The 17949-nt window shown below is 67.4% G+C and carries 18 protein-coding genes; 13 read left to right on the top strand and 5 right to left on the bottom strand.

What is annotated here, in order from left to right:
- Positions 1–2: 2 nt before the first annotated feature.
- Entirely contained in the window at positions 3–1544 is a 1542-nt protein-coding gene (locus BMW75_RS18605; protein ID WP_092581349.1) for a malonate--CoA ligase, read from the top strand.
- A gap of 211 nt (positions 1545–1755) precedes the next feature.
- Positions 1756–2727, top strand: a complete 972-nt coding sequence (locus tag BMW75_RS18600; RefSeq protein WP_076520160.1) for a Bug family tripartite tricarboxylate transporter substrate binding protein — start codon at positions 1756–1758, stop codon at positions 2725–2727.
- 4 nt (positions 2728–2731) lie between these two features.
- Here the strand turns inward: BMW75_RS18600 and BMW75_RS18595 are convergent, their stop codons facing one another.
- Positions 2732–3688, bottom strand: coding sequence for an aldo/keto reductase (locus tag BMW75_RS18595; RefSeq protein WP_076520161.1), 957 nt, complete (start codon positions 3686–3688; stop codon positions 2732–2734).
- 266 nt (positions 3689–3954) lie between these two features.
- Between BMW75_RS18595 and BMW75_RS18590 the strand changes: the two genes are divergently transcribed.
- From BMW75_RS18590 to BMW75_RS18580, 3 genes are all read left to right on the top strand, one after another.
- A complete protein-coding gene (locus tag BMW75_RS18590) occupies positions 3955–4926 on the top strand; it encodes an ABC transporter substrate-binding protein (protein ID WP_092581348.1) in 972 nt (323 codons plus the stop codon).
- A 245-nt stretch (positions 4927–5171) separates the two neighbouring features.
- Positions 5172–6062 (top strand): ABC transporter permease, encoded by an 891-nt coding sequence (locus tag BMW75_RS18585; protein WP_092581347.1) that lies wholly within the window; start codon positions 5172–5174, stop codon positions 6060–6062.
- Between the two features lies 1 nt (position 6063).
- The gene (locus BMW75_RS18580; protein WP_076520164.1) at positions 6064–6858 is read left to right on the top strand and encodes an ABC transporter ATP-binding protein; all 795 of its coding nucleotides are present in this window, start codon (positions 6064–6066) and stop codon (positions 6856–6858) included.
- A 7-nt stretch (positions 6859–6865) separates the two neighbouring features.
- On the opposite strand, the gene BMW75_RS18575 is transcribed toward BMW75_RS18580, so the two are convergent.
- The 3 genes from BMW75_RS18575 to BMW75_RS18565 are packed head-to-tail and all read right to left on the bottom strand — an operon-like array spanning position 6866 to position 11273.
- The gene (locus BMW75_RS18575; protein WP_092581346.1) at positions 6866–8110 is read right to left on the bottom strand and encodes an NAD(P)/FAD-dependent oxidoreductase; all 1245 of its coding nucleotides are present in this window, start codon (positions 8108–8110) and stop codon (positions 6866–6868) included.
- Positions 8111–8118: 8 nt separating this feature from the next.
- Entirely contained in the window at positions 8119–9762 is a 1644-nt protein-coding gene (locus tag BMW75_RS18570) for an NAD(P)-binding protein (RefSeq protein ID WP_092581345.1), read from the bottom strand.
- A complete protein-coding gene (locus BMW75_RS18565; protein ID WP_076520167.1) occupies positions 9762–11273 on the bottom strand; it encodes a polyamine aminopropyltransferase in 1512 nt (503 codons plus the stop codon). The genes BMW75_RS18570 and BMW75_RS18565 overlap by 1 nt, the downstream gene beginning before the upstream one ends.
- Before the next feature lie 89 nt (positions 11274–11362).
- Between BMW75_RS18565 and BMW75_RS18560 the strand changes: the two genes are divergently transcribed.
- From BMW75_RS18560 to BMW75_RS18530, 8 genes are all read left to right on the top strand, one after another.
- A complete protein-coding gene (locus BMW75_RS18560; RefSeq protein WP_092581344.1) occupies positions 11363–11749 on the top strand; it encodes a DUF350 domain-containing protein in 387 nt (128 codons plus the stop codon).
- Between the two features lie 39 nt (positions 11750–11788).
- Positions 11789–12811: an SPFH domain-containing protein gene (locus BMW75_RS18555; protein WP_092581343.1), complete on the top strand. Its 1023-nt coding sequence runs from the start codon at positions 11789–11791 to the stop codon at positions 12809–12811.
- Between the two features lie 6 nt (positions 12812–12817).
- Positions 12818–14293, top strand: coding sequence for a DUF4178 domain-containing protein (locus tag BMW75_RS18550; protein WP_092581342.1), 1476 nt, complete (start codon positions 12818–12820; stop codon positions 14291–14293).
- A 1-nt stretch (position 14294) separates the two neighbouring features.
- Positions 14295–14459, top strand: a complete 165-nt coding sequence (locus tag BMW75_RS29515) for a hypothetical protein (RefSeq protein WP_175493220.1) — start codon at positions 14295–14297, stop codon at positions 14457–14459.
- A complete protein-coding gene (gene speD / locus BMW75_RS18545; RefSeq protein WP_092581341.1) occupies positions 14456–14806 on the top strand; it encodes an adenosylmethionine decarboxylase in 351 nt (116 codons plus the stop codon). Before BMW75_RS29515 ends, speD begins: the two co-directional genes overlap by 4 nt.
- A gap of 130 nt (positions 14807–14936) precedes the next feature.
- Positions 14937–15695, top strand: coding sequence for a molybdate ABC transporter substrate-binding protein (modA, locus tag BMW75_RS18540; RefSeq protein ID WP_092581340.1), 759 nt, complete (start codon positions 14937–14939; stop codon positions 15693–15695).
- A 24-nt stretch (positions 15696–15719) separates the two neighbouring features.
- Entirely contained in the window at positions 15720–16406 is a 687-nt protein-coding gene (gene modB / locus BMW75_RS18535; protein ID WP_092581339.1) for a molybdate ABC transporter permease subunit, read from the top strand.
- Positions 16403–17089, top strand: a complete 687-nt coding sequence (locus tag BMW75_RS18530; protein WP_092581338.1) for an ATP-binding cassette domain-containing protein — start codon at positions 16403–16405, stop codon at positions 17087–17089. Before modB ends, BMW75_RS18530 begins: the two co-directional genes overlap by 4 nt.
- 45 nt (positions 17090–17134) lie before the next feature.
- Here the strand turns inward: BMW75_RS18530 and BMW75_RS18525 are convergent, their stop codons facing one another.
- Positions 17135–17929: a TOBE domain-containing protein gene (locus tag BMW75_RS18525; protein ID WP_092581337.1), complete on the bottom strand. Its 795-nt coding sequence runs from the start codon at positions 17927–17929 to the stop codon at positions 17135–17137.
- Between the last annotated feature and the right edge of the window lie 20 nt (positions 17930–17949).

Below are 17949 nucleotides of genomic sequence, written 5' to 3'. Positions count from 1 at the left end.
AGGTGAGCAACGCCAACCTATATGCTGTCCTGCAAGGCGGCTTTCCCAAAGACCGCAGCAAAGTCGCGCTGGAAACGCCCGACCTCCAATACACCTGGGACGACATCGACCGCGCGACCGCGTGCCTGGCGAACCTGCTGGAATCGCTGGACCTGCCCGACGGCGCGCGCGTCGCCGTCCAGGTCGAAAAGTCGCCCGAAGCCCTGCTGCTGTATCTGGCCACGCTGCGCGCGGGCCTGGTGTACCTGCCGCTCAATACGGCCTATCGCGAATCCGAAATCGAATACTTCCTGGGCAACGCCGAGCCCTCGGTGGTGGTCTGCGCCAGCAAGAACCTGGACTGGGTCAAGCGGGCCGCCGACAAGGCCGGTTGCGCGCACGTCTACACGCTGGACGAAGACCGCACCGGCAGCCTGCTCGACGCCGCGGGCGGCCTGTCGCAGACGTTCAAGACCGTGCCGCGCAAGCCGGACGACCTGGCCGCGATCCTGTACACCTCGGGCACCACGGGCCGCAGCAAGGGCGCGATGCTCTCGCATGGCAACCTGGCCGCCAATGCGCGCGTCCTGCATGAATACTGGGGCTGGCGCGAGGACGACGTGCTGCTGCACATGCTGCCGATCTTCCACGTGCACGGCCTGTTCGTCGCATCGCACGGCGCGCTGCTGGCGGGCGCGCGGATGATCTGGCTGCCCAAGCTGGATGCCGACCAGGCGCTGCACTACCTGCCGCAAAGCACGGTGATGATGGGCGTGCCCACGTATTACGTGCGCCTTCTGGCCGACCCGCGCTTTAACCGCGAGGTCTGCGCCAACATGCGCCTCTTCATTTCGGGCTCCGCGCCGCTGCTGGCCGAGACGTTCTCGGACTTCAAGGCGCGCAGCGGCCACGCCATCCTGGAACGCTACGGCATGAGCGAAACCGTCATGCTGACCTCCAATCCCTACGATCCCGCGCAGGGCGAACGCCTGGCGGGCACCGTGGGCCGCGCCTTGCCGGGCGTGCAGGTGCGGGTGGTCGACGATGCCGGCGTCGCGCTGGCGCCGGGCGAGATCGGCAATGTGCAGGTGCGCGGTCCCAATGTGTTCTCGGGCTACTGGCGCATGCCGGAAAAGACGCGAGAGGAGTTCACCGACGACGGCTGGTTCAAGACCGGCGACGTGGGCCGCTGGGGCGGCGAGTCGGCCGGCCGCGACGTGCCCGCCGATTACCTGTCCATCGTGGGCCGCAGCAAGGACCTCATCATTTCCGGCGGCTACAACGTTTATCCCAAGGAAATCGAGACGCTGATCGACGACATGCCCGGCGTGGCGGAGTCGGCGGTCATCGGCGTGCCGCACCCGGACTTCGGCGAGGCCGTGGTGGCGGTGGTGGTGCCCAAGGACGGCGCGTCGCTGGACGCGTCGGCCATGCAGGCCGAACTGAAGTCGCGCATTGCCAACTTCAAGGTGCCCAAGCGCGTGCACATCATCGACCAGTTGCCCCGCAACACGATGGGCAAGGTGCAGAAGAACGTGCTGCGCGAGACCTACAAGGCGCTGTAGCCCCGTTCATGCCGGTCCCGCGGGACCGGCATTTTTTCACCCTTTTTTCGCAGCCCGCTTCCCGACGACCCGACGACCCGACGACAGCAAGGAGACCCATCCCCATCCAGTGCCCCGCAAGACCTGCCAGCCGCATTCAACAAGAAAAATATTCCAGCGACGAGACGCCAAAAAACAGGCGCCGTCCCCCGATGCAGCAAGAGGAGACAAAATGAAATATCGCACCACCGCCGCGGCCGTGTTCGCCGTGGCAGCCCTGGGTTTCGGCGGCGTTGCCGCCGCGCAATGGCCCGAGCGGCCCATCACGCTGATCGTTCCGTTCCCCGCAGGCGGCGGCACGGATACCTTCGCCCGTCCGCTGGCCGCGCAGCTCACCACGCAGCTTGGCCAGACGGTGGTCATCGACAACAAGGGCGGCGCGGGTGGAACCGTGGGCGCCGGCGTTGCGGCCAAGGCCAAGCCCGACGGCTACACCTTCTTCATGGGCGGCGCGCACCATGCGCTGGCGCCTTCCCTCTACAAGAACCTGAGCTACAACATCCAGAAGGATTTCGTGCCGGTCGCCCTGGTGGCCCAGCCGCCGCAGGTCGTCGTCATCAACGCGGGCAAGCTGCCGGTCAAGACCCTGCAGGAGTTCATCGACTACGCCAAGAAGCGCCCCGGCGAAATCAACTTCGGCACGGCGGGCAAGGGCAGCACGCACCACCTGGCCGGCGAACTGTTTGCGATGCAGACGGGCATCAAGCTGGTGGACGTGCCGTACCAGGGCGCGGGCCCGATGCTGTCGGCGCTGATTGGCGGGCAGGTGGACCTGGCGTTCGACGGCCTGGGCTCGTCGGCCGGCCACATCCGCGCCGGGGCGATCAAGCCGCTGGCCGTGGCCGCGAAGGAACGCTCGCCCTCGCTGCCGGACGTGCCCACCGCCGCCGAGGCCGGCGTGCCCAACTACACCGTGTCGACCTGGTACGCGATCTGGGCGCCCGCGGGAACGCCCAAGGAAGCGGTCGACAGGATGGCCGCCGAGATCACCAAGGCCCTGAACACGCCCAAGCTGAAGGAAACCTGGGCGGGCAACGGTTCGGGCGTGCCCACGTTGACGGGCGCCGAATTCGGCAAGTTCGTCGATAGCGAGGTCACGCGCTGGGCCAAGGTGGTCAAGGACTCCGGCGTGACGCTGGACTGAAGCCTCAGCGCCACTCGCTGGCCTGGCTGAGCCGGGCCAGCTGGTCATGCGTCAGCGTCAGGCTGGCCGCCTTGACCAGTTCGTCCAGCTGGGCGAGCGACGTGGCGCTGACGATGGGCGAGGTGATGCCCGGCTGCGCGATCTGCCAGGCCAGCGCGGCCTGCGCGGGCGTGCAGCCGGCGTCCTCGGACACCTCGTCCAGCGCCTTCAGGATGCGGTAGCCGCGGTCGTTCAGGTATTTCTCGACGATCTTCGCGCCGCGCGCGCTCTTGGCCGCGTCATCGGGCCCCCGGTACTTGCCGCTGAGAAAGCCGCTGGCCAGCGCGTAGTAATTGATCGTGCCCATCTGCTGCGTCTTCACCAGGCTTTGCAGCCCGGATTCGAAGGGTTCGCGCGTGTACAGGTTGTACTCGGGCTGGATGCTTTCGTAGCGCGGCAGGCTGTGCCGCTCGCTGGCGATCAGCGCTTCGGACAGGCGCACGGCCGTGTAGTTGGACGCGCCGATCGCGCGCACCTTGCCCGCTTCGATCAGCTTGGCGTATTCGCCCAGCGTGTCGGTCAGCGGCGTGTCGGGGTCGTCCTGGTGGGATTGGTAAAGATCCACGTGGTCCGTCTGCAGGCGGGCCAGCGACGCGTCCAGCGAACGCCGGATGTAGGCGGGGGACAGGCCCTTTTCGCCCGGCCCCATCTCCATGCCGACCTTGGTCGCGATCAGGACCTGGTCGCGCTTGCCCGAGCGCTTGAGCCACTTGCCGATCAGCGTTTCGGATTCGCCGCCCCGGTTGCCCGGCACCCAGCGGGAATACACGTCGGCGGTGTCGATGAAATTCAGCCCCGCGTCGACCAGCGCATCCAGCAGCGAAAAGGTGCCGGCCTCGTCGACGGTCCAGCCGAAAACGTTGCCGCCGAAAGTGAGCGGGGGAACCTGCAGGCCGGATCGGCCCAATGCGCGTTTGATCATGGTTGGCCTCGGGATACCGCCGGCAGGCGCGCGAAACGGGATGAACGGCGTTTGACCGGCGGCTTTCAGTATATTCACGCCGCTGACCCATGGCGGGGCGAGCCTGTATGCATGCACCATTACAGGGATTCCCCCCACGCCATTTGGCAGGCGGCACGTTAGACTATACGGCTTTATGGCAGGCCGAACGGATGGCACATTCCGCGGCCGGCCATGAAGATACCGGCACATTCAACAAGCAATACCAGGGTTCAAGGAGCAAACATATGCTGATCGGAAAAAAACATTTTCTGACGGTTGGCGCGATGGCGCTGGCGATGGCTATCGCCGCGCCGGTCGCCGCGCAGCAGAAGTCCGTCGCGGTCACCGCCATCGTCGAGCACCCGGCGCTGGATGCCGTGCGTGACGGCGTGCAGGACGCCCTCAAGCAAGCCGGCTACGAGCCGGGCAAGAACCTGAAGTGGCAGTATCAAAGCGCGCAGGGCAACAACGGCACCGCGGCCCAGATCGCGCGCAAGTTCGTCGGCGACCGCCCGGACGCCATCGTCGCGATCGCCACGCCGTCGGCCCAGGCCGTCGTCGCGGCCACCAAGGACGTGCCGGTGGTGTATTCCGCCGTGACCGATCCGGTCGCCGCGCAGCTCGTGTCCAGCATGGACGCCTCGGGCACCAACGTGACCGGCGTGTCGGACCTGCTGGCGCTGGACAAGCAGGTCGAACTCATCAAGAAGATCGTCCCCAACGCCAAGCGCGTGGGCATCGTCTACAACCCGGGCGAGGCGAACTCGGTCGTGGTCGTCAAGAAGCTGCAGGAAATCCTGCCCAAGTCGGGCATGAGCCTGGTCGAAGCCGCCGCCCCGCGCTCGGTGGACGTGGCTTCCGCCGGGCGCAGCCTGATCGGCAAGGTCGACGTCATCTACACCAACACCGACAACAACGTCGTGTCGGCCTACGAATCGCTGGTCAAGGTGGGCAACGACGCCAAGATCCCGCTGATCGCCTCGGACACCGACAGCGTCAAGCGCGGGGGCATCGCGGCCCTGGGCATCAACTACCGCGACCTGGGCGTGCAGACCGGCAAGGTCGTCGTGCGCATCCTGAAGGGCGAAAAGCCTGGCGCGATTCCGTCTGAAACCAGCTCCAAGCTGGAGCTCTACGTGAATCCGGGCGCCGCCGCCAAGCAGGGCGTCACGCTGCCCGAGGCGCTGATCAAGTCGGCCGCGGTGGTCGTGAAATAATCCGGCGCGACATCCGCCCCGCCATGCCTGACCGGCGTGGCGGGGTTTTTCTTGCGTTTTTCCCTGGGAAAGTCCGTGCATCCGCAGGCGCCGCCGGCGCGCGGACGCCTGGGCGGGAAACGGGAGAAAATGCGTTGCGGGAAACGTTTGTTGCGAAAGCTCGGGTAAAACTGACCCTGGAACGCAAGAAATCCCACGTTTCACTTCTTTAATATGCTCGTTTCTTACCTGATTGGATCTGACCCATGTCATTGTTCTCGTTGTTAGGCGCGCTGGAGATCGGGCTGATCTTCAGCCTGGTGGCCTTGGGTGTATTTATCTCCTTTCGCCTGCTGCGCTTTCCGGACCTGACCGTGGACGGCAGCTTCCCGCTGGGCGGCGCGGTCTGTGCGACGCTGATCGCCTCGGGCACCGATCCGTTTTCGGCCACCATCATCGCCACGATCGCCGGCGCGGCCGCGGGGCTGGTCACCGGCTGGCTGAACGTCAAGCTCAAGATCATGGACCTGCTGGCCAGCATCCTGATGATGATCGCCCTGTATTCGATCAACCTGCGCATCATGGGCAAGCCCAACGTGCCGCTCATCACTGAGCCTACCGTCTTCACGATCCTGCAACCGGGCGGGATTGCCGACTACGTCGCCCGCCCGTTGATCCTGATCGTCATCGTCATCCTGTGCAAGCTGGCGCTGGACTGGTTCTTCGCCACGCAGACGGGCCTGGCCGTGCGCGCCACCGGTTCCAACGGCCGCATGGCGCGGGCGCAAGGCGTCAATACCGGCCGCATGATCCTGGGCGGCATGGCGCTGTCGAACGCGCTGGTCGCGCTGGCGGGCGCGCTGTTCGCGCAGACGCAGGGCGGATCGGACATTTCGATGGGCATCGGCACCATCGTGATCGGCCTGGCCGCGGTCATCGTCGGCGAAAGCATCCTGCCGTCGCGCAAGCTGGTGCTGGCCACGCTGGCCGTCATCATCGGCGCCATCGTCTACCGCTTCTTCATCGCCCTGGCGCTCAATAGCGATTTCATCGGCCTGAAGGCCCAGGACCTGAACCTCGTCACCGCGGTGCTCGTCACGATCGCCCTGGTCATCCCGATGCTCAAGCGCCGCCTGGTCGGCAAGAAGGGGCGCTGATATGTTGTCCGCAAAAGACCTGAAAATCACCTTCAATGCGGGTACGCCCATCGAGACCCGCGCGCTGCGCGGCCTGTCGCTGGAGATCCCCTCGGGCCAGTTCGTGACCGTGATCGGTTCCAACGGCGCGGGCAAGTCCACGTTCCTGAACGCCGTGTCGGGCGACCTGCCGGTCGACTCCGGCCGCATCGACATCAACGGCGTGGACGTGACGCGCCAGCCGGTCTGGGCGCGCGCGGGCAGCGTGGCCCGCGTGTTCCAGGACCCCATGGCGGGCACCTGCGAAGACCTGACCATCGAGGAAAACATGGCGCTGGCGCAGATGCGCGGCGCATCGCGCGGCTACAGCCGCGCCGTGAAGGCCTCGATGAAAGACGGCTTTCGCGAGCGTCTGGCCACGCTGGGCCTGGGCCTGGAGAACCGGCTCACCGATCGCATCGGTCTCTTGTCCGGCGGCCAGCGCCAGGCCGTCAGCCTGCTGATGGCGGCATTGCAGCCCTCGCGCATCCTGCTGCTGGACGAACACACCGCCGCGCTCGATCCGCGCACCGCGGACTTCGTGCTGCAGCTCACGGCGCGCATCGTGGCCGAGAACCAGCTCACCACCATGATGGTCACGCACAGCATGCGCCAGGCGCTGGACGTCGGCGACCGCACCGTCATGCTGCACCAGGGCCAGGTCGTGCTGGACGTGTCGGGCGACGAGCGCCGCGGCATGGACGTGCCGGACCTGCTTGCCATGTTCGAGCGGGTGCGGGGCGAGAAGCTGTCGGACGACGCGCTCTTGCTGGGGTGATCGCGCGCTAGATAAACCGGCCGGGCCGGAACGCGCGATGGCGGTCGGCGCCGCCGCTCCGCATCAGCTCGGCCAGGATCTTCGCGGTGCCCGGCGCCGTGCTGAAACCGATGTGCTGGTGACCCAGCGCCAGCCATAGCCCCGGATGGCGCGGCGCCTCGCCGATCATCGGGCGGCTGTCGGGCAGGGTGGGGCGGCGGCCCAGCCAGGCGGCGGCATCCAGGCGCTCTCCCAATGGCAAGGCTTCGCGCGCGCGCTGTTCCGCCAGGTCCAACTGGACGGGGCGGGCAGGCGCGTCGCAGGCGTCCAGCTCGACCCCCGTGGACAGGCGCAGTCCGCGCGCCATGGGCGACAGCACGTAGCCGCCACCCGTGTCGTACACCGGGCGCGTGACGCGTGCGCCTTCGCGTCCGCTGTAGTGCATGTGATAGCCGCGTTCAAACGCCATCGGCAGGTCGATGCCGGTCGTTTTCAACAAGGCCTTGGACCACGGTCCCAGCGCGACGACGAGGCGGTCGGCCGATACGGATTCGGATGCGTTCGTCCCTTGCACCGTCCATCGGCTGCCGTCGCGGCGGATGGCGCTGGCGGTCAAGCGTTGGAATGCGCCGCCCTCGCGCCGGAACAGGTCGGCGTAGGCCGCGACGACCTCATGCGGATCGTCCACCGAGTACGAGCCCTGTATCCACAGCGCGCGGGGAAAGATGGGCGACAACGCGGGTTCCAGTCCGGCGAGTTCGGCGGGAGCCAGTTCGCGCGTCGGCACCTCGTACTGCGCGAAGGTACGGCGCGCCAGCGCGCCGGCCTGCCAGGCCGCTTCCGAGCGATAGAGAAAGATCCAGCCGGTATCGCGCAGCCGGTGGCGCGCGCCGCTCTCGTCCAGCAGCTTGATGTGTTCGGGCGCGGACAGCCGAATCAGGCCGTCCAGCGCGCGCGCGGTTTCCTGGAAGACGGACGCCCGCGCGCTTGCCAGGAAGCGCGTCGCCCAACCCAGGTTCGCGGCCAGATACTGCCAGCGATACCTGAACTGGACCGTGTCGTTCTTCAGGAGGCGCGGCAGTTGCCCCCACAGCCCCGGATGATTGAACGGCATCAGCGAACTGCGGGCCAGTACGCCGGCGTTGCCCATTGACGTTTCCATGCCCGGCTCCTGGCGGTCGACCAGTGTGACCGTCATGCCGCGCCGGCGCAGTTCCAGCGCGCAGCAGACGCCGACGATGCCCGCGCCCAGCACGATGACGTGATTGCCCATGTCTTTTTTCATCCTTGTTCTTGGTGCCCCAGGATACGCCGTGCCGCCTGGACGCCCCACCATGAGGCCTCCTCGAAGACCGAATACCCCGACAGGTCGGCGTGCGCGAACAGCACCGGCCCGTCCACGGCCCGCAGCGCGGCCAGCCCTGGATTGGACAGGTAGCCGCAGACGGGCGTAGCCATGGCGTGGCCGCGCACGGTGATTTCCAACTGGCGGGCGTGGCGCCAGAAGTCCTTGCCATAGGCCGCGACCAGGTCCACGGCCGCCATGTCGCGCAGCGCCTGCGGGCTGGCGCGGGTCAGCCAGTCGCGCGCGGCGTGCGGCGCCTGGCCGCTCAGCGCGTGATAGGCCGTGAAGACGCTGCGCGGGGACCGCGCCACCCGCAGCAACTGATGGGTGGACACCACATAGCCCAGGGCCTCGCCCTGGTAGACCACGTTGTCCCACGACAGGGGTTCGCCGGGCGCTTCGAGGGGATAGCCTTCCATGACGAAGTTCGACACCATCCAGGCCGCGTGCGGGGCGGCGTGCGCCGCGGGGTCGTATCCATACGCGCGGATGTCCGGCAGGAGGTGCTGCGCCACGAAGAGCGGCATGGCGCAGACCGTTCGGCGGGTCTGGATGGCGTAGGCGCGGGGGTCGCCTTGCGGTCCGGGCGTCAGGCACGTGACCCGCGGACCGGCCGGCAGCTCCTCGACGCGCGCCGCCGTGCCCGGCAGCAGCCAGCCGGCGTGGCCGAGCCGTTGCGTGATGGCGTCGCGCATCCGGTCGGCCAGGACCGCCAGCCCGCCGGGCCAGGTCAGCACGGCGCCTTCGCCGGCGTTGGCCGCATGGCCGTCGCGGCTGGCGAAATAATGCAGCCCGGCCCATGCCGACACCACGTCGTAGCGCGCGCCGTAGTCGTCGCGGCAGCAGTAGTTCAGATACCAGTGCAGGGCGGGCGAGGTGTAGCCTTCGCGGTCCAGCCACTGCCTGAAGGTCAGGTTGTCCAGCGCCCGCCAGGCCGGATCGCGCGACGACAGGACGAGCGGGATGCTGAACACCTTGCGCCCGTCGTTGCCCACTTGCGTGCGCAGTCGCTCGACGAAATCCAGGAACCGGCGATGCTGCGCGGCATCGGCTTCGGGCACGCCGGTCATGGGCAGCAGGTGCTCTTCCCAACGGCCGTTGCGCAGCAGCCGTTCCTGCGGCGAATGCACCAGGACGGACTCGTCGTAGTACGGACGCACCTCGCCCGCGCCGTGTTCGATGAGGCCAAAGTCGGCCAGCATCTCGCGCACGTGGGAAGACGCCAGCGAGGGCAGCGGCAGGTAATGCGCGCCCAGCGGGTAGTCCAGGCCGTCGCGCTGGCCGGCCGCCGCGTTGCCGCCGAATTCCGGGCCCTGCACCACGACGAAATCGGTAAAGCCTTCGCGCGCCAGTTTCCAGGCGCAGAACAGTCCGGCGACCCCCGCGCCCAGTATTGCGACCTCGTGCCGGCGCGTGGCGGACGGCTGCGGCAGGGCCGCGCCATCGCGCAGCGCGTGCCCGGCCTGCATGCCCGGATAGCGCACGTCGGGCGTGGTCTCGACGATGCGCGAGCGCCAGTAGCCCACGGACCCCGCGGCCGCGGCCGTGGCGGCGCCCAGCAGGAAGCTGCGGCGCCGCATCAGCGGATCACCTTGCGCCAGTCCTCGTCGAAGTAGCGCACCAGCGATTGCTCATTCAGGCGGTTGGGCGGCATGGCCAGCGCCGGCATGTCGGCGGGAAAGTGAAAGAGTTCGCGCACGGTGACCGGGTCGAGGTAGCGCGTGGCCACGGTGAGCGTCTCGGGCGGCGTGTAGTCGCGCCGCTTGCTGGCCAGGATGAAGCCCCAGTCGCCGAACGACGGCACGTACACATGGTACGGCCACGTGTTCAGGCCGGCTTCCTTGAGGGTGGCGTCCACGCTCCAGAACGAGCGCGGCGCGAAGTAGGGCGACGTGGACTGCACGACCAGGTAGCCGTTCTCGGCCAGGTGACGCGCCATCAGGTGATAGACGGGCACTGAGTACAGGCGCCCGAGGCCGAAGTTGGACGGGTCGGGAAAGTCCACCACGATGAAGTCGTAGACCTCGGCATGCGTCTCCAGCCAGCGGCCCGCGTCGTCGTTGATGACCGTCACGCGAGGGTCTTTCAAGGCGCCTTCGTTCAGTTTGACCAGCGGCTCGGAGCGCGAGAAGAGATTCGTCATGGCGGGGTCCAGGTCCACCAGCGTGACGTGCTCGATGTGCTTGTACTTCAGGATCTCGCGCACGGCCAGGCCGTCGCCACCGCCCAGCACCAGCACGTTGCGGGCCCAGGGCAGCGCCTGCAGGCCGGGGTGCACCAGCGATTCGTGATAACGATGTTCGTCGCGCGACGAGAACTGCAGATTGCCGTTGATGTACAGGCGCAGGTCGTCGTGCCAGCGCGTCACGGCCAGGCGCTGGTACTGCGTGGTCTCGGCATGGATGACGTCATCGCCATAAAGTCCCTTCTCGGCCCAGGCCGTCATGCTGCCCGAATACACGAAACCCAGCCCCAGGATGCCGATCACCACGCCGGCGCGCATGGCCTTTTCGCCGGGGCGGGTGACTTCGGCGCGGAACAGCCAGGTCGTCCACAGCGCCACGCTGGCGTTCAGGATGCCGAACAGGAAGCTCGTGCGCAGCAGCCCCAGCTTGGGCGCGAGCAGCAGGGGGAAGACCAGCGACACCGCCAGGGCGCCCAGGTAGTCGAAGGTCAGCACGCGGCTGACGATCTCGCGGAACTCCGCCTTGCGCTGGTTGAAGACGCGCATCACCAGCGGGATCTCCATGCCGACCATCAGGCCGATGATGAAGACGCCGACATACAACGCCGCGCGAAAGGGCGCGGACAGCCACGCGAACACCAGGAAAAGCACCGCGGCGGACACCCCGCCCAGCAGCGCGACCAGCAGCTCCACGTCGATGAAGCGATTCAGAACGTCTTCGTCTCTTACATATTTTGACAACCATGAACCGATGCCCATGGCGAAGAGATAGCACCCGATCACCGACGAGAACTGCAGGATCGAATCCCCCAGTAAATAGCTGGCGAGCGCGCTGCTGATGAGCTCGTAGCCCAAACCGCAGGATGCAACGATTAATACCGAGAGAATGAGAACGCGGTCGCGCATGGAGTGTCCGAGCCGAAAAATGCGTTCGCAGTATATCGAACGCCACGTATATACTGCGCGCAATTGGGAGGCTGGCAATGGGAGAAGCAATGCATCCGGCGGTGACCTATCTGATCTATATCGTTTCAGCGCTCGTCATGCTGGGCGTGTTCACGGCGGTCTACACGGCCGTCACGCGCTACAAGGAATTCGACCTCGTCCGCGAGGGCAACATCGCCGCGGCCATGTCCTACGGCGGCGCGCTGGTCGGTTTCAGCCTCACGCTGGCTTCCAGCATCGCGATCCACGCCAGCTTCGTCATGTTCCTGGTCTGGGGCGTGGCGGCGATGGCGGTGCAGATCGTCGTGTATGTCGTCGTCGCCAACGCCATACGCGGCATGAACGACGCCATCGTGGAAAACAACATCGCCATGGGTGGCCTGCTCGGCGCGATTTCCCTGGCGGCGGGCATCGTCAACGCCGCCTGCCTGACCTGAGGCCGCCGCGCCATCCGATCCGACACAGGAGGACTTTCCATGAGTCTCGGTTCATTCATTCGCAAGCAATTCATCGACATCCTGCAATGGAACGAGGATCGCGACGGCGTGCTCGCCTGGCGCCATCCGATGCAGGATTTTGAAATCCAGTACGGCGCCAGCCTGACCGTCCGCGAATCGCAGATGGCGGTGTTCGTCAACGAAGGCAAGGTGGCCGACGTGTTCGGCCCCGGCATGTACAAGCTGACCACGCAGACGCTGCCGATCCTGACCTACCTGAAGAACTGGGACAAGCTCTTCGAGTCGCCCTTCAAGTCGGACGTGATTTTCTTCAGCACGCGCCTGCAGCTTGGCCGCCGCTGGGGCACGGCCCAGCCGGTGACCCTGCGCGACAGCGAATTCGGCATGGTGCGCCTGCGCGCCTTCGGCGTGTATTCGTACCAGATCTCCGACCCCGGCAAGTTCTACCGCGAAATCAGCGGCACGCGCGACGTCTATACCGTGGACGACCTGGAGGCGCAGCTTCGCAACATGGTGGTGGCCGCCATGACGACCGCGCTGGGCGGCGCCAAAGTGCCGTTCCTGGACATGGCCGCCAACCAGGGCCTGATGTCGCAGAGCATCGCCGAGCAGCTCGCGCCCGTATTCGACCGCTACGGCGTCAAGCTCGACAACTTCACCGTCGAGAACGTGTCGCTGCCCGAAGAACTGCAGAAGGCGCTGGACACCCGGATCTCGATGGGCATGGCCGGCGACCTGGGCAAGTTCACGCAATACCAGACCGCGACGTCCATCCCGCTGGCCGCGCAGAACGAAGGCGGCATCGCGGGCATCGGCGCTGGCCTGGCCGCCGGCGCGGCCCTGGGCCAGACCATGGCGCAGGGGCTGGGCGCGGCGCAGGGCCAGCCGCAGCCCGGGCAGCCGCCCCAACAAGCACAGCCCGCGCAGGCCGATCCCGTGCAGCGCCTGCAGCAGCTCAAGGAATTGCTGGACAAGGGCCTCATCACCGCGGCGGACTACGATACGGCCAAGGCCGACGTGCTGAAGAAACTCACCAGCTAAGGCCCCATGCAGCAGGTTCTGTGTCCGCAGTGCGGCGCCCCAGTCAAGTTCACGTCCGCGGCTTCCGTCATGGCGGTCTGCGGTGCGTGCCGCAGCACCTTGCTCAAGGATGCCGAGTCGGTCAAACGCATCGGCGAGGCGGCCGAGGTCCTGGAAGACTATTCGCCGCTGTGCCTGGGCGCGGCGGGCGTCCACGACGGCAAGTGCTTCGACGTCATCGGCCGCATCCAGCTGCGCTTTGACGAAGGCTTCTGGAACGAGTGGTACCTGTGGTTCGAAGATGGCACCGATGGCTGGCTGTCGGACGCCTCGGGCCAGTACGCCGTCACGCGGCGGCGCCAGGCCAAGACCACGCAAAGCCTGCCGGCGTTCGAGGACATCGCGCCGGGCGACGAGTTCAAGCTGGACGGACAGCGCTTCGTGGCCGCGGACGTGCGCACCAGCCAGGCCGGCGGCGCCCAGGGCGAGCTGCCGTTCGTGCCCGGCGACGGCTGGCAGGCCAAGGTGGCCGACTACCGCAGCCTGGACGCCTTCCTGACGCTGGACTTTTCCGATGGCCCGCAGCCCGAGCTCTACATCGGCAAGGCGTTCGACCTGTCGGCCATGCAGGCCGGGTCGCTGCGCACCAAGGAGCAGGTCGAGGAGACGGCCGGGCGCTTCCGCGGCCAGATCAAGGCGCTGGATTGCCCCAACTGCGGCGCGCCGATCACCTTTGTCGCCGCGATGGCCACGAACGTGGTCTGCCCCTCGTGCGCGGCGGCCGTCGATTGCTCGGGCCCCACGGCGGAAGTCATCGAAAAGGCGCGCCGGGTGCAGAAGATCCGCGCCACCCTTGCGCTGGGCTCGGTCGCAAAGATGGAGGGCGTGGACTACACCCTCATCGGCCTCATGAAGTGCGCCGACCCCGACCCGGACGAGCCCTCCAGCTGGACCGAATACCTGCTGTTCAACCCGGCCAAGGGATTCGTCTGGCTGGTGGAGTCCGAAGAGGGGTGGGAGCGCGTGCAGGTCTGCGACACCTGGCCCAGCCACAACAACGCCACCAGCGTGCGCTGGCGCAACCGGCTGTACCAGAAGCTGTACGACTACACCTCGCGCGTGGAAATGGCGCTGGGCGCCTTCAACTGGCGGGTCAAGGTCGGCGACAGCACGCGCATCACCGACTACAAGGTCGGCACGCTGAAGCTCACGCGCGAGCTGGGCGACAAGGAACTGGGGTGGTCGGCGTCGGCGCCGGTGTCGCCGGCGCAACTGGCCCAGTGGTTCAACCGGCCCGAACTCAACCGGCAGAAGGCCATGGCGGGCGCTGCCGCCAAAGCGGCGGGCGGCTACCGGAAATGGGCCAAGGCGGCGCTGATCGCCCTGGTGTTCCTGAACTTTGACAACATCTTCGACGGCCGCTTCATTCCGGTCCTGGTCGGGATGGCGTTTCTCTGGGTGCCGGCCCTCCTGGCCGACACGCTGACAGGGAAGGATGAATAGCATGAAGGGCAAGGTGTTGTATGCCATCTATGCCGTGGTGGTCGTGCTGGCCACCACCAGCGCCAGCGCGCCGGGCTCGCGTCTGGTCGGCGGCGGCAGCGGCAGCAGTTGGGGCGGCGGTCATTCCGGCGGGTCCGGCTGGTCGTCGGGCGGATCCCACAAGTGACGGGGCACGCCACCCCGGGCCGGCACGTGCTGGCGGACTTTCGCGGCGTTGAGCCCGGCCTGCTGGCCGACGCGCCCGCCCTGGAACGGCAGATGACCGCGGCGGCGCGCGCGGCGGGCGCGCAGGTGCTCAGCGCGCATTTCCATCATTTCGGCGAAGGGGCGGGAGTCACGGGCGTGATCCTGCTCAGCGAATCCCACATCAGCATCCATTCCTGGCCGGAGCACCGGTTCGCGGCCCTGGACATCTTCATGTGCGGCGCCGCCCGGCCCGAAGCGGCGCTGGACTTCCTGCGCGCCGCGCTGGCCCCCGAAGCGGTGCGCGTCACTACCGTGGCGCGCGGCTGACATCGCACGGCGCCGTTCGACCGAACACTGCCCTTGATATTTCGTAAACACCGCGCCCCTGCAAATTGACTACCGTTATATACCTGGATATATTTCGATCCTGAATCGCCCCAATTCCCAGGAGAACGACATGTTGTACAAACGCCCGCTCGCTGCGCTGACTCTGGCGCTTGCCGCCGCATGGAGCGCCCATGCCAGCGCCGGGGAGCTGGTGGTATCGGCCGCCGCCAGCCTGACCAACGCGTTCAAGGAAGTGGCGCAGGGTTTTGAGAAAGCGCACGCGGGCACCAAGGTGATCCTGAACTTCGGCGCGTCCGACGTGCTGCTGCAGCAGATCGTGAAGGGGGCGCCGGCGGACGTGTTCGCCTCGGCCGACCAGAAGGCGATGGACAAGGCGGTCGAGGAAAAGGCCGTCAAGCCCGCCTCGCGCGTGGACTTCGCGGCCAACCAGATCGTGCTGATCGTGCCGGCCGACAGCAAGGCCAACATCACGGCGCTCAAGGATCTGGAGCGCGCCGAGGTGAAACGCATCGCCTATGGCAATCCCGCCTCGGTGCCGGTGGGGCGCTACACGCAGGCGGCCTTGCAGGCCGCGGGCCTGTGGGACGCGGTGCAGGCCAAGAGCGTGCTGGCCCAGAACGTGCGCCAGAGCCTGGACTACGTGGCGCGCGGCGAGGTCGACGCCGGCTTCGTCTTTGCGACCGATGCGGCCATCATGCCGGGCAAGGTCAAGATCGCCGTGCGCGTGCCCTCGCAGACGCCGGTGACCTATCCCATCGCGTTGACCACGCGCGAGGCCGCGGCCAAGGAAGCCGAAAGCTTTGTCGCTTATGTGCTGTCGCCCGCCGGCCAGGCGATACTGTCGCGCTATGGCTTCCAGAAGCCTTGAGTCCCCGTTCAATCGTAGGCATCGATGAGTGATCCGGTCTGGGTTCCCCTGCTGCTTTCCCTGAAAGTGGCAGGGTGGGCCACCCTATTGGCAGCCATTGCCGGCACGGCCGCGGCCTATGGCCTGTCGCGCTGGCGCTGGCCCGGCCGCGACCTGCTCGATGCCATCCTGACGCTGCCGCTGGTGCTGCCGCCCACCGTGCTGGGCTATTACCTGCTCGTGCTGCTGGGCCGGCGCGGCATCATCGGCGAGACGCTGGCGGGCTGGGGCATCGAGCTGGTCTTCACCTGGCAGGGCGCCGTGATCGCGGCGTCCGTGGTGGCTTTTCCCCTGGTGTTCAAGTCGGCCCGCGCCGCGTTCGAAAACGTCGACGGCCAGCTCGAGAACGCGGCCCGGGTGCTGGGCGTGGGCGAGGCCGGGGTGTTCTTCCGCGTGACGCTGCCGCTGGCCGCCCGCGGCATCGCCGCCGGCGTGCTGCTTGCGTTTGCGCGCGCGCTGGGCGAGTTCGGCGCCACGCTCATGATCGCCGGCAACCTGCCGGGCCGCACGCAGACCTTGTCGGTCGCCATCTACGAAGCGGTGCAGGCGGGCGACGATGCCACCGCCAACATGCTGGTGCTGGTCACCTCGGTGACCTGCGTCGTCGTGCTGCTGGCCGCGGGCAAGCTCGTGCCGATCGGCGCCGGCCAGCGCAACGGAGGCGGGCGATGAGCGTGGACATCCAGGTGCGCAAGACCATGGTGTCGGGCGACCGCAGATTCGACCTGGACGTGAAATTCAGTTCGTCCGCCAAGCGCATCGCGCTCTTCGGCCCGTCGGGCGCGGGCAAGAGCCTGACGCTGCGGGCCGTGGCCGGGCTGCTGCGTCCGGACGCCGGGCGCATCGAGATCAACGGCCGGGTGCTGTTCGACAGCCAGGCCGGCATCTGCCTGCCGGCCCGGTCGCGCCGCGTGGCTTACCTCTTCCAGGACTACGCCTTGTTTCCCCACCTGACCGTGGCGCAGAACATCGCCTTCGGCCTGCGCCGCGGCTGGCTCAATCCGCGCCGGCGCGAGGCGACGCGCGAGGCGCAGCGCTGGGTGGATGCGTTCGAGCTGGGCGCCATCGTGGACAGCTATCCCAACGAAATCTCGGGCGGGCAGAAGCAGCGCGTGGCGTTGGCGCGGGCGCTGATGCTGCAGCCCGACATCCTGTTGCTGGACGAACCCTTTTCCGCGCTGGACTCCCAACTGCGCGGCAAGATGCGCCAGGAACTGGACGCGCTGCAACGGCAGTTGGACGTGCCGATGTTGCTGATCACGCACGATCCGGCGGATGTGGAGGCACTGGCCGACGAGGTGTTCCAGGTGCGCGAGGGCAGGGTGGGCCGCGGCGACGAACGCGTGGGGCTCTGACCGGCCGGGGCGGCGCAAGGCCCCCTGGCTGCCCGCGGGAAGAGGCTAGTCCAGCACGCCCAGGATCACGCTGGATGCCTTGAAGATGGCCACGGCCGGCGCGCCGACGCCGAGCTGCAGGTCCGCCGCGCTCTCGTTCGTGACAATGGCCGCCAGCGTGGCGCCGCCGTCCATGTCGATCAGGATTTCGGTGTTGACCGCGCCCGGGCGCAGCTCGGCGATGCGGCCCAGCAACTGGTTGCGGGCCGAGAGCCGCAGGCCCGGGCCGGGGGCGCCGACGATGACCGACGACGCCTTGACCAGCGCAATGGCTTCCTTGCCCACCGCCAGGCCCAGCTCTTTCGTGCTTTCCCGCGTGATGGTGGCCGTCACGGCATGGCCGCCGGCGATGCGCAGCAGCACCTCGTCGTTCACCGCGCCTTCGCGGATCTCGATGACGGTGCCCAGGAACTTGTTGCGTGCACTGGTCTTGAGCATGAATCGCCTCATCAGGTCGATGTCGCCGCTGGCATCCAGGCCCGCGCGCGTCAGGTTGTCCATGAACTTGCGATGCTCGGCCTCGAGCGCCCGGAAGGTCGCGATCAGGCGGCGCGCCCTGTCGGTCAGCCGCGTGCCGCCGCCGCCCTTGCCGCCCGCCGCTCGCAGCACCAGCGGCTCGCCGGCCAGGTTGTTCATGGCGTCGATCGCGTCCCACGCGCCCTTGTAGCTCATGCCCACGGCGCGCGCCGCCGCCGTGATCGAACCGGTGGCGTCGATCTGCGCCAGCAGGTCGATGCGGTTCTTTCCGCCCCAGGTCTGGGCGCCGGAGCGAAACCAAATAGAGCCGTCGAGTTCGAGCATGGTCTTGGGGGTGTCTTTAT

Source organism: Achromobacter sp. NFACC18-2 (assembly GCF_900108985.1).
Taxonomy (GTDB): domain Bacteria; phylum Pseudomonadota; class Gammaproteobacteria; order Burkholderiales; family Burkholderiaceae_B; genus Achromobacter.
This window is presented reverse-complemented; position numbering and strand designations above follow the sequence as displayed.

Coding starts and splice junctions, on each gene's coding strand:
- BMW75_RS18600 (WP_076520160.1), top strand. CDS start 1,756: ATGAAATATCGCACCACCGCCGCGGCCGTGTTCGCCGTGGCAGCCCTG.
- BMW75_RS18595 (WP_076520161.1), bottom strand. CDS start 3,688: ATGATCAAACGCGCATTGGGCCGATCCGGCCTGCAGGTTCCCCCGCTC.
- BMW75_RS18590 (WP_092581348.1), top strand. CDS start 3,955: ATGCTGATCGGAAAAAAACATTTTCTGACGGTTGGCGCGATGGCGCTG.
- BMW75_RS18585 (WP_092581347.1), top strand. CDS start 5,172: ATGTCATTGTTCTCGTTGTTAGGCGCGCTGGAGATCGGGCTGATCTTC.
- BMW75_RS18580 (WP_076520164.1), top strand. CDS start 6,064: ATGTTGTCCGCAAAAGACCTGAAAATCACCTTCAATGCGGGTACGCCC.
- BMW75_RS18575 (WP_092581346.1), bottom strand. CDS start 8,110: ATGGGCAATCACGTCATCGTGCTGGGCGCGGGCATCGTCGGCGTCTGC.
- BMW75_RS18570 (WP_092581345.1), bottom strand. CDS start 9,762: ATGCGGCGCCGCAGCTTCCTGCTGGGCGCCGCCACGGCCGCGGCCGCG.
- BMW75_RS18565 (WP_076520167.1), bottom strand. CDS start 11,273: ATGCGCGACCGCGTTCTCATTCTCTCGGTATTAATCGTTGCATCCTGC.
- BMW75_RS18560 (WP_092581344.1), top strand. CDS start 11,363: ATGCATCCGGCGGTGACCTATCTGATCTATATCGTTTCAGCGCTCGTC.
- BMW75_RS18555 (WP_092581343.1), top strand. CDS start 11,789: ATGAGTCTCGGTTCATTCATTCGCAAGCAATTCATCGACATCCTGCAA.
- BMW75_RS18550 (WP_092581342.1), top strand. CDS start 12,818: ATGCAGCAGGTTCTGTGTCCGCAGTGCGGCGCCCCAGTCAAGTTCACG.
- BMW75_RS29515 (WP_175493220.1), top strand. CDS start 14,295: ATGAAGGGCAAGGTGTTGTATGCCATCTATGCCGTGGTGGTCGTGCTG.
- modA (WP_092581340.1), top strand. CDS start 14,937: ATGTTGTACAAACGCCCGCTCGCTGCGCTGACTCTGGCGCTTGCCGCC.
- modB (WP_092581339.1), top strand. CDS start 15,720: ATGAGTGATCCGGTCTGGGTTCCCCTGCTGCTTTCCCTGAAAGTGGCA.
- BMW75_RS18530 (WP_092581338.1), top strand. CDS start 16,403: ATGAGCGTGGACATCCAGGTGCGCAAGACCATGGTGTCGGGCGACCGC.
- BMW75_RS18525 (WP_092581337.1), bottom strand. CDS start 17,929: ATGCTCGAACTCGACGGCTCTATTTGGTTTCGCTCCGGCGCCCAGACC.